The organism is Cupriavidus sp. SK-3 (assembly GCF_000611145.1).
Classification (GTDB): Bacteria; Pseudomonadota; Gammaproteobacteria; order Burkholderiales; family Burkholderiaceae; genus Cupriavidus.
Genome location: NZ_JFJV02000033.1, coordinates 22,059 through 31,782 on the forward strand (window position 1 = coordinate 22,059; position 9,724 = coordinate 31,782).

A 9,724-nucleotide genomic window follows, 5' to 3' on the forward strand; every position below is an offset into this window, starting at 1 on the left:
GATTGTTATTTACGGGTCTGTCCGGCGCCGGCGGGAAACAAACATAAGCCAATGAGGTCCGGCGGCTCCGGGCGAAGCCTCGTTCGACCCCCGGCGGCTTGGCCGGGTTCCGATTGCAGGCACATTTGTTCACAATCACGGCTTGTTCACAATCACCGCTTGTCACGAGCGGGCAGGGCGCACCTCAGGCCGGGATGCCGAACAGGCGGCGGCTATTGCGGGTGCACTGGCTGGCAACCTCGGCCACCGTCAACGCTTTCAGTTCGGCGACTGCCTGCGCAATCCAGGGCAGGTTGGCGGGCTCGTTGTAAGGCCGCCGGTTCTTGTGGTTCTTCGGGCCGAGGTAGGGCGCATCGGTCTCCAGGTGCAGGCGGTCGAGCGGTATGGCTTGCACGGCCTCGCGCAGCGCCTGGCCGCGCTTGAGATCCGTTACCCAGCCCGTGATACCGATATCCAGGCCCAGTTCGACGAAAGCGGCCGCCTCGTCGGCCGCGCCGGTAAAGCAGTGCACCACACCGTGGGCGCCGGCACGGACCGCGGGTTCCACCATCGCGTAGAAGTCCTCGAAGGCGTCGCGGCAATGGAGAAACAGGGGCTTCTTCCAGAGGACAGCCGCTTCGAGCTGGTCCGCGAAGGCCTTGCGCTGGTCGGCAGGCGTCGAGAAATTGCGGTTGTAGTCCAGCCCGCACTCCCCGATCGCCACCACCTCGGGGCGTTCCCAGAGGGACTCAAGCGATTGCCGGACCGATGGCGACCAATCCCTGGCCGTGTGAGGGTGCGTGCCGGCCGTTGCGAACAGGAGGCGGGGATGCAGCCTGGCCAGGTCACTAGCCTTCCTGCTCGCGTCCAGCGATGTGCCCGTCGCGAGTATGGCCACCACCCCGGCTGCCACGGCGCGCTCGAGGATGGCGTCTGTGTGCGGGGCAATCTGGGAGGAATGAAAGTTTACGCCAATGTCGATCAGGTGCATGTCTGGCTGGGATGAGAGGCGGATTGTTCGCAGCATGCAGTCTAACCTCGGGCTAATCGGCTTGCTGCGCCCATAATGTTTTCTATATAAAACACTACGAAGAATTGGTCGCTTAGTGTTTCGTTTATGGCACGTTATCTTGACTGATGCTGTTGTTTCGTATACAGTACGTTAGACGTTTATTTAAGCATAATGTTATACAGGTAGCACATGAATCTTGCTGAGCTGGGAGAGGCCTTTAAGCGTGCCAGGATCCTTGCGAACAAGACCCAACAGGAAGTCGCCGAGTACAGCGGGGTGCCGCGGGCCCGGATCAGCCGGTTTGAGACGGGCGGATTGCCGGAGATGGGCGCGGTGAAGTTGTTGAGTTTGTTCGAGGCCGTCGGGCTTGAGCTGCTCGCAAGGCCTGCCGGACACCGAAGGACGCTGGACGACGTGCTGGCAGAGACGGAGGAAGTCGATTCCACCTCCGAGGAAGCGCGCCGGCGTGTCCGGCACTTTCACCGCCGGCCGCAGCCAGCCGCGGACCTGGACGCGTCCCAGTCCGGCGACAAGGCACCGGAAAAGGCCCAAGACGAGGGTTCGAAGTGAACGGCGCACAGATGCTGGACGTCTATGTGAATGCAACGCCCGTTGGCACGCTGGCCGAAGAAGCGCGCGCGAGCGTATTCACTTACCTGCCAGATGTGCCGGCGCACGACTTCGTGTCGCTTCTGCTGCCAGTTCGGGCAGAGTCGTATAAATGGGCAGCCGGGCTGCTGCCGTTTTTTCAGATGAACTTGCCCGAGGGATACAAGAAGGACCTGATCCGGCGCAAGCTTGGGGCCCATGCCGACGTGAGCGACCTGGGCCTGCTGGCGTTGACTGGCGCGAATGGGATTGGCAGGGTCCGGGTGGTGCCTCACGGGGTGCCGCCGACGTTGGCCGCCTCGAACCTGGACATGGCGAGCCTGCTTGCATCGGCCGGATCGCGGGACAACCTGCTGCGCCATCTGGAAGCGGGCATTGCCGAAGGTGTATCGGGCGTCATGCCCAAGGTGCTTGCCAGGCCCGAGGACAAAGCCACGGTCTGGACCGACGAGTTCATCCTGAAGACAGGTCCGGTGGATTTGCCCGGCCTGTCTGTGAACGAGTTCCTGTGCCTCGAAGTGGCGCGGCTGGCGGGCCTGGAAGTGCCGGAAACAGAACTCTCGGACGACGGGCAGGTGCTGGCAATCCGCCGTTTCGATCGCCTGACGGACGGCAGCCGGCTTGCAGTTGAGGATTTTTGTGCGCTGAGAGGACTGGACCCTGTCAATAAATACAAGGGCAGTCTTGAGGATCTGGCAAAGCTGTTGGCGATTTACGTCAGCGCCCCGCATCGGAAGGAAAGTGCGCGGCGCCTGTTTACGTTGTTGCTTTTGAACTACGCACTGCGCAATGCCGATGCACACCTGAAGAACTTCGCTGTGGTGTACACCAGCATCGACGACGTCAGGCTGGCGCCGGTGTATGACATTGTCACGGTGACCGCCTACCCGGAGTATCGGGCGGATATCCCTGGATTGCCGCTGGCTGGCAAGCGGACCTGGGCATCCGGGAAGTTGCTGGCGCAGTACGGCGGTGCAAGACTGAACTTGTCTAGCGCCGATATGGCCGCATGTATGGGGCAGGTGACGCAGGCGATCCGGAAGGTAGTGCCGCTGGTAAGCGAATACGCCGACCGCTACCCGGAGTTCAGGGAAATCGCCAAGCGCATGCTGGACGCGTGGGCGCAAGGCGCCGAGGACATCAAGCCGGATGCCAGGTTGGGCAAGCCGGAGCCTGCGCCGCTACGGGAGCAGGCCGGCCTGTCCGGGCAGAACGATTTGGTGAGCAGGAAAAAAACAAATGTGTACGTCGATCCGGATGGTGCTTTCGGTCACAAAGCCCGCTAGACCTGAAGGTTCGGTGCATGGGAAGACGCCGCGATGGGTCTGATACCTAACACCGGTGCTTCCCTGCGTAGGGGGAACCACACGGAAGCGGGCATTGGCAACACGGCAGTCGGTTTTTTCGCGTGATGCGTTGCAACAACGAATGTAGAATATCGCCCTTTGGCTTGAACGGACACGCAATGCCGGACTGGGAGTCCCAGCGGATTGCGGCAGATGTCCGTCTCTCGGCAGCTAGCAATGCTGCGAGGGCTTTGACAGCCGCAGGTGCGATGGGTGTACCCTCGTATGGGCAACAGTCAAGAAGTAATCAAGTAGTAATTCAGCAAGGGAGCAGCAGTTAATGGCGAGTGGCGCACAACGGACGTTGGCAGAATCGAAAACAGCATTGGCCGGCAAGAAGCCGGCCGGTAGGGGTGCGGCGTCCACGGCTCAAGCTGATCCCGCAACCGAAGCTACGGAGCGCAGCCAGCAGCTGCGCGCACTGATCCAGCTGGGCAGGGAACGCGGCTACCTGACGCACGCGGATATCAGCGACCATTTGCAGGGCAATTTCACCGACACGGCTGCGATGGAAAGCATCGTCAGCACGTTCGCCGAAATGGGCGTGACGATCTACGAGCAGACGCCGGACGCCGAAGCGCTCCTGCTGCGCGATAGCGCGGTCGCGGCCTCGGACGACCAGGCCGACGAAGAGGCGGAAGTTGCGCTGTCGACCGTCGACTCCGAGTTCGGCCGGACCACCGACCCGGTGCGGATGTACATGCGGGAAATGAGCTCGGCAACCTTGCTGACCCGCAAGCAGGAAGTGGAGATCGCCAAGCGCATCGAAGACGGCTTGAACCGCATGGTTCACGCCATCGCTGCCTGCCCGTCCACCATTGCGACGATCCTCGAACTCTCGCAGCGCGTGGAGCGCGATGAAATCCGCATCGATGAACTGGTCGACGGGCTGATCGAAGGGGAAGCCGAGGTGGCCGCCGAAGCCGACGACGACACCAGCCGCGACGAAGTCGCCGCCGATGACGACAGCGACGACGACAGCGACGAAGGTGCGAGCGCGCAAGCCAACGAATCCGCCGCGCTTTCCAAGCTGCGGGACGATTGCCTGACGCGGTTCGCCCGCGTGGCCGATCATTTCGAGGCCATGCGCAAGGCCTACACCGCGCATGGCGTGGAGTCGGAAGGATTCCTCATGGCTCAGCTCGCGGTCCGCGAAGAGCTGAGCTCGATCCGCTTTACCGCCAAGACCATTGAGCGCCTGTGCGCCGATGTCCAGGCTGTGGTGGAAGAAGTGCGTGTCGTCGAGCGCCAGATCCTGCAGCTGATGGTGGAGCGGTGCGGCATGCCCAGGGAAGAGTTCATCGAACGCTTCCCCGGCAACGAGACCAATCTTGCCTGGGGCCGCTCGCTCGCTGCCGAATCGCGCTCGTACAGCGACTCGGTCGGCCGCAGCCTGCCGGACCTCGAATCGCATCAGCAAAAGCTGGTTGATATTCACGCACGCGCGGTGTTGCCGCTGTCGGAGCTGAAGCTGGTGAACCGCCAGATGCTGACCGCCGAGCGCCAGATGCGCCAGGCCAAGCACGAGATGACGCAAGCCAACCTGCGTCTGGTGATCTCGATCGCCAAGAAGTACGTGAATCGCGGCATGCAGTTCCTGGACCTGATCCAGGAAGGCAATATCGGCCTGATGAAGGCGGTCGACAAGTTCGAGTACCGCCGCGGCTGGAAATTCTCCACCTATGCAACGTGGTGGGTCCGCCAGGCAGTGACGCGGGCGATCGCCGACCAGGCCCGGACCATCCGGGTGCCGGTGCATATGATCGAGACGATCAACAAGCTCAACCGCATCTCGCGCGAAATCATGCAGCGCACCGGCAAGGCCGCGGATCCCGCGGCGCTGGCCGAGCGCATGGAGATGCCTGAAGAGAAGGTCCGCTCGATCATGAAGATCGCCAAGGAGCCCGTCTCCATGGAAACGCCGGTTGGCGAGGACGGCGATACGAGCCTGGGCGACATGATTGCCGACTCGGATACCGCGTCCCCGGCGGAAGCCGCACTGCATGCGAGCCTGCGGGCGACCGTGCGGGAAATGCTCGACGACCTGACGCCCCGCGAGGCCAAGGTGCTGCGGATGCGTTTCGGTATCGACATGTCCACCGACTACACGCTGGAAGAAGTGGGCAAGCAGTTCGATGTGACCCGCGAGCGGATTCGCCAGATCGAAAGCAAGGCGATGAAGAAGATGCGGCATCCGAGCCGCGCGGACCATCTGAAGGCGTTCCTGAAGGAAGGCTGATAGCAGGGCGCCGGGGCAAGCCCTGGCGCCAACGCGCGACGAAGCGATGCAGTGAAGAAGGGGGGTGCGGCCAGGTTGAGGCCGTGACCCCCTTCTTCGTTTCAGGCCGGCACAAGGGTCTTCCAGAGCACCATGGCGCCGATGTTCAGGGCCACGGTGCCCCAGAAAGCCGCCTGAAACTCCTGCTTCCGGTTTTTGTGGCGCAGCAGATGTTGCGCGGCAAGTGCGCCCGGCCAGCCACCACACAGGGCGAGGAAGTGCAGGTGGGCCTCGGGCGTGCGCCATTCCTTGCGGTTGGCGCGGGTCTTGTCGGCGTTGTACGCAAGGAACGCAACGATACTCATCACTAGACTGATCGCGCCGGCAAGCCGCGGGAGAAACCCGCCGAGGGCGCCGGCGAAAATCGCCGCCAGGGCGATCGCGGCCAGGAAAACCGGCAGCACGCTTGCCTGGTTTTGCGGTTTCGGTGCGCCCAGTATCGAGACGTTGCTGGCTTGCAAGCGGCCGTCCTTGCCCTTGCCCAGTTCAAACATGACGCGGTCGCCAGGCTTCGGCCGGACTGAACGGTTCTGCAGCGCGGTGATGTGAAAGAAAATGTCCTTCGCGTCGGCATGTACGTCGATAAAGCCATAGCCCTTGTCGGCATTCCAGGATGTTACGCGGCCTGCTTTTTTCATTTTTGTTCGGCGTGGAAATAGACCGGGAGCGTCGCACAAATCCCCCTGTCGCACAACGAGCGGCAGCCGAAGCCTGAGACGGAGGGGAAGGGCGGCGCGTCTTGACCTGGCGTCAGACTGTCCTCTCTCCGCCCGGAACGGCTTGCTTGGAGACGACCATGTTCCGCTTTGGTCCGGTCCGCTTGCTGCGCCTGGTGGCGCGCAATACCAGCAGGACAACCGGGATGATCAGTATCCCCTCAAGCAGTTCGGGATCGAGCGGAAGATGCACCGCGTGGAGGGCTTTGAGTCCGGCGCCGGTCAGGGACAGCACGTAATACGAGATGGCCGCAACGGATAAGCCCTCGACTGCATGCTGAAGTCCCAGCTGGCTGCGGGCCGTCTGGTCCATTCCCTCCAGCAGGCGAGTGGTGTCTTGCTCCTGCGCAAGGTTGACGCGCGTACGCAGCAGGTCGACAGCTCTTGCGACACGTCCCGCAAATTGCTCGTGGCGCGCCCAGACCGCCTTGCACGTTTCCATTGCGGGGGCAAATCGACGCTCCATGAATTCGGCGATCGTTGGCACGCCTTCGATGCGCTCTTCCCGGAGCTCATGAATCCGTGCGAGCACGAGTTTTTCATAGGCGCGAGACGCACTGAAGCGCCCGCCGGATTCGGCCAGCGCCTCGATCCGCACCGCCAGATGGGTCAGCCGGACCAGCAATTCAGCATCATGTTGCGGTCCGGGACTCGCATCCATGCTGTGCATCAATGGCCCGAGCGCTCGCTGCAGTTCGTCCAGGCTTCCGCCCAAGTCGCGAGCGACCGGCAATGCCAGCAATGCCATCATTCTGTATGTCTCGATCTCGTAGAGACGCTGCAGGAGGCGGCCACCCTGCTCTTCACGAAAGCCATCGTCGATCACGAGAAATCGCGAGAAGCCGTCCGGCTGGATGGTCCAGTCGCAGAATACCTGCCCACCTCCCAGTACATGGCTGCCGACAAGAATCGGACCATCGATCCACTCCCGCAGGTCCCGGCGAGCCCGGTCTGCGCCTTCGCCCGAGACAAGCTCCATTCGGGCCGCGACAAACCGCTTGCCTTCAAACGCCTGGAACCATTCAGATGGCACGTGCGCCGTAGCCAGGTCGGAGAAGTAGTCCGTGTCATGGCGTTTGGCGACGAACGTGAAGGTCGAAAACTCCGTGTGCCGTTCCCACTTCAACTCTTTTTCCGCTCCCCACCGCGCCGAATAGTGCTTTGTGCCGTCGACGGGGGCGTCCAGGCCAGTGAGACGGCACAGCGCTTTCAGGAGCGTCTGGTGAATTGCCGTGTCGTCATCGGCATAGATGGCAAAGTGCACCAGTGACACCGAGCCGCCAATCCTGAGAAACGGCCGTGCATGCAATTCGCGCGAAAGGCTGGCGCGCAGGGGGTGGTCCATAGCTTGATGCCTGTTTGTTAATCCGCTAATTAACTAATTAACCGCATTGACTCCGATAGCGGCGTCTCGGGTTGCAACCAAGTGCATCTTCCATCCGCCTTTCGTCGCCGCGACCCGCCGCACACCCGCGCGGCCTGCGCTTCAGCGTTGCTTGCGTGTGAGTATGCCCTTGGCGCATGATTAAGAAAAACGGGTAAAATTGATCGTTCGCATCAGATTTTCTGATATTTATGAAAGCGCTTGACCTCGACGTGCTGACGATGCTTGTGGCTGTTGCCGATACCAGCAGCTTCAGCCGCGCGGCCCAGGTGGTGCATCGTTCCCAGTCTGCGGTCAGCATGCAGATCAAAGCGCTGGAGCTGGCGCTCGGCAAGCCCCTGTTCGTGCGAAAAGCAAGAAGCGTTGCCCCGACGCAGGATGGCGAAGTCCTGCTGGGGTTTGCGCGGCGCATGCTTGCCCTGCGCGACGAGGCCTGGGCGGCGGTGGTTCGCCCGGACGTGACGGGCAGGGTCGTCATTGGCGTGCCCGACGACTATGCTTCTTCGCTGTTGCCCGCGATCCTCAAGAAGTTTTCGGCGACTTACCCCAAGGTCGAGATCCAGGTCATCGGACTGCCGAGCGTGGCGCTGGCACCGATGGTCAGGGATGGATCGGTCGACCTCGTTTGCGCAACACGCGTAAAGGGGTTGTCCGGCGAGTTCATCCGACACGAGCCGATGGTCTGGGCGGCTGCGCCAAGCGCCGACGGGATATGGCGCGAGAGGCCGCTTCCGATCGCTGTGTTCCTGCCGGGCAGCGTCGCGCGGGAAAACGCTATTCGCAGCCTTGAGCGCGCGAAGATTACCTATCGGACCTCATACGAGAGCCCCAGTTTGCTCGGTCTGCTCAGCATGGTCGAAGCCGGCCTCGCCGTGGCTCCCCTTGCGCGCTGCGCGGTTCCGCCTCACTTCACCTTGCTTGGCCAGGCTCAGGGGCTGCCGGAGATTGCGGCGCTGGAAGTCATCCTCGCGCGAAGTGCCGCTTCCAGGCGACCGCCGTGCGATTTCCTTGCCGAACAGATCGTTTCCGAGTTGCGGTGATAGGGCAGTCACGCGACGTCACAGCGGTTCAACCCGCCGCCTTCCATTCGCGCTCATGCCGCGCGCACTGTTGCATTTCGCCCTCACGCCTGACGGGCGCTAACAATTGATTACAACCGGGGTGGTCGCGCCGGCCTATGCTCCCCCGTGCTCAAAAACTGCGGTAGCCAGGTACAGTGGCATGCCGTGCTACATGGAAGAAGCGTCGCATGATCAAGATCTGTTCGATTCCCCTGGTGGCCATTGCCATGTTGGCGGCCACCGCGGGAGCCGCCCGGGCGCAGCATGTTGTCGGGGGGATGGGAGAGGATGTCAGGATCGGCGCCTTCGGTGGCCGCGCGGATGATCGCTTGGGCGGCCGCGTCCTGCCCGACAAGCATGGGCTCGATACGACCGGCCGGAACGGGGCACGCACGCGAGCCGGTGGCCGGCAGGCAGTGCACGCCGGCAGTACGCGTGCAAAGGCGCTTTCACTCCCCCCTGGCAGAAATTTGCCATAGGCGGCGTTTCCGCGGGAGACGCTGCCGGCGCCAACGCTTTGTTTTCGTCCGGCACGCCGAATACGCAGCTGGTGCAGTAAGGAAAAGCGCATCGCGAGCCTGGCGGATGGCGTCGCCCGGCTTGCGTCAGCCGCCGATATAAGACATCTCGATCTTTCGTGCGTCGCGTGCCTGCCGCATTGCGGGATCGCTGCGCAGCTCGGAGTAACGATCGGTGCGCGCCTGCCAGACCCCGGCGATGGCGTTGGAGATTTCCAGGTCGCTGTGGCCGCCGCGCAGCAGCGCGCGCAGGTCGTAGCCTTCGGTGGCGAACAGGCACAGGTAGAGCCGGCCTTCGGTCGACAGGCGGATACGGCTGCAATCCCCGCAGAAGGCGTGCGTCACGCTGGAGATCACGCCGATCTCGCCGGCGCCGTCGCGGTAACGCCAGCGCTCGGCAGTCTCGCCGCTGTAGTTTGCAGGGATGGCTTCGAGCGCAAAGGCTTCATCGATGCGGCGCACCACCTCGGCGGAGGGCAGCACCTCATCCATCTGCCAATGGTTGCTGGCACCCACGTCCATGAATTCGATAAAGCGCACGANGGTCTCGCCGCTGTAGCTGGCGGGGATGGCTTCGAGCGCGAAGGCTTCATCGATGCGGCGCACCACTTCGGCGGAGGGCAGCACCTCATCCATCTGCCAACGGTTGCTGGCGCCCACGTCCATGAATTCGATAAAGCGCACGATGATGCCGCTGCCGCGGAAGTGCGCGGCCATCGGCACGATCTCGGCGTCGTTGGTGCCGCGCTTGACCACCATGTTGACCTTGATCGGCGCCAGGCCGGCAGCCTGGGCGGTCTCGATGCCGTCCAGCACGTCGC

7 protein-coding genes and 2 pseudogenes are annotated in these 9,724 nt (G+C 62.7%); 4 read left to right on the forward strand and 5 right to left on the reverse strand.

Translation table 11 applies throughout. From position 1 onward, the window contains the following. Window positions 1-184: 184 nt before the first annotated feature. Complete coding sequence (locus CF70_RS03375; protein WP_200876686.1) at window positions 185-1,006, reverse strand: TatD family hydrolase; 822 nt, start codon at window positions 1,004-1,006, stop codon at window positions 185-187. 174 nt (window positions 1,007-1,180) lie between these two features. Between CF70_RS03375 and CF70_RS03380 the strand changes: the two genes are divergently transcribed. The 3 genes from CF70_RS03380 (at window position 1,181) to rpoD (ending at window position 5,185) form a co-directional block, all read left to right on the forward strand. Further along, window positions 1,181-1,561 carry a helix-turn-helix domain-containing protein gene (locus CF70_RS03380; RefSeq protein ID WP_081862002.1) on the forward strand — a complete coding sequence of 127 codons (381 nt, stop codon included), beginning with the start codon at window positions 1,181-1,183 and terminating at the stop codon, window positions 1,559-1,561. An 11-nt stretch (window positions 1,562-1,572) separates the two neighbouring features. Continuing rightward, window positions 1,573-2,886: a type II toxin-antitoxin system HipA family toxin gene (locus tag CF70_RS03385; protein WP_081862005.1), complete on the forward strand. Its 1,314-nt coding sequence runs from the start codon at window positions 1,573-1,575 to the stop codon at window positions 2,884-2,886. A 340-nt stretch (window positions 2,887-3,226) separates the two neighbouring features. Further along, on the forward strand, window positions 3,227-5,185 hold the full coding sequence (gene rpoD, locus CF70_RS03390; RefSeq protein WP_035860343.1) for an RNA polymerase sigma factor RpoD: 1,959 nt from the start codon (window positions 3,227-3,229) through the stop codon (window positions 5,183-5,185). 101 nt (window positions 5,186-5,286) lie between these two features. Here rpoD and CF70_RS03395 read toward each other — a convergent pair whose 3' ends face one another. Both CF70_RS03395 and CF70_RS03400 read right to left on the reverse strand, forming a co-directional pair. After that, entirely contained in the window at window positions 5,287-5,901 is a 615-nt protein-coding gene (locus tag CF70_RS03395) for a cold shock and DUF1294 domain-containing protein (RefSeq protein ID WP_349675097.1), read from the reverse strand. Between the two features lie 73 nt (window positions 5,902-5,974). Beyond that, window positions 5,975-7,285: a DUF3422 family protein gene (locus CF70_RS03400; RefSeq protein ID WP_035860348.1), complete on the reverse strand. Its 1,311-nt coding sequence runs from the start codon at window positions 7,283-7,285 to the stop codon at window positions 5,975-5,977. Between the two features lie 230 nt (window positions 7,286-7,515). On the opposite strand from CF70_RS03400, the gene CF70_RS03405 reads away from it, so the two are divergent. Continuing rightward, the gene (locus tag CF70_RS03405; protein WP_200876687.1) at window positions 7,516-8,364 is read left to right on the forward strand and encodes a LysR substrate-binding domain-containing protein; all 849 of its coding nucleotides are present in this window, start codon (window positions 7,516-7,518) and stop codon (window positions 8,362-8,364) included. Window positions 8,365-8,990: 626 nt separating this feature from the next. Here CF70_RS03405 and CF70_RS38540 read toward each other — a convergent pair. After that, window positions 8,991-9,445, reverse strand: a pseudogene (locus tag CF70_RS38540) (GTP 3',8-cyclase MoaA); the annotation flags it as partial. 1 nt (window position 9,446) lies between these two features. Beyond that, a pseudogene (locus CF70_RS37285) lies at window positions 9,447-9,724 on the reverse strand (GTP 3',8-cyclase MoaA); the annotation flags it as partial.

Excerpts from the sequence above, each read along its gene's own strand:
- CF70_RS03380 (WP_081862002.1), top strand. The coding sequence starts at position 1,181 with ATGAATCTTGCTGAGCTGGGAGAGGCCTTTAAGCGTGCCAGGATCCTT.
- CF70_RS03400 (WP_035860348.1), bottom strand. The coding sequence starts at position 7,285 with ATGGACCACCCCCTGCGCGCCAGCCTTTCGCGCGAATTGCATGCACGG.
- CF70_RS03375 (WP_200876686.1), bottom strand. The coding sequence starts at position 1,006 with ATGCTGCGAACAATCCGCCTCTCATCCCAGCCAGACATGCACCTGATC.
- CF70_RS03385 (WP_081862005.1), top strand. The coding sequence starts at position 1,573 with ATGCTGGACGTCTATGTGAATGCAACGCCCGTTGGCACGCTGGCCGAA.
- rpoD (WP_035860343.1), top strand. The coding sequence starts at position 3,227 with ATGGCGAGTGGCGCACAACGGACGTTGGCAGAATCGAAAACAGCATTG.
- CF70_RS03405 (WP_200876687.1), top strand. The coding sequence starts at position 7,516 with ATGAAAGCGCTTGACCTCGACGTGCTGACGATGCTTGTGGCTGTTGCC.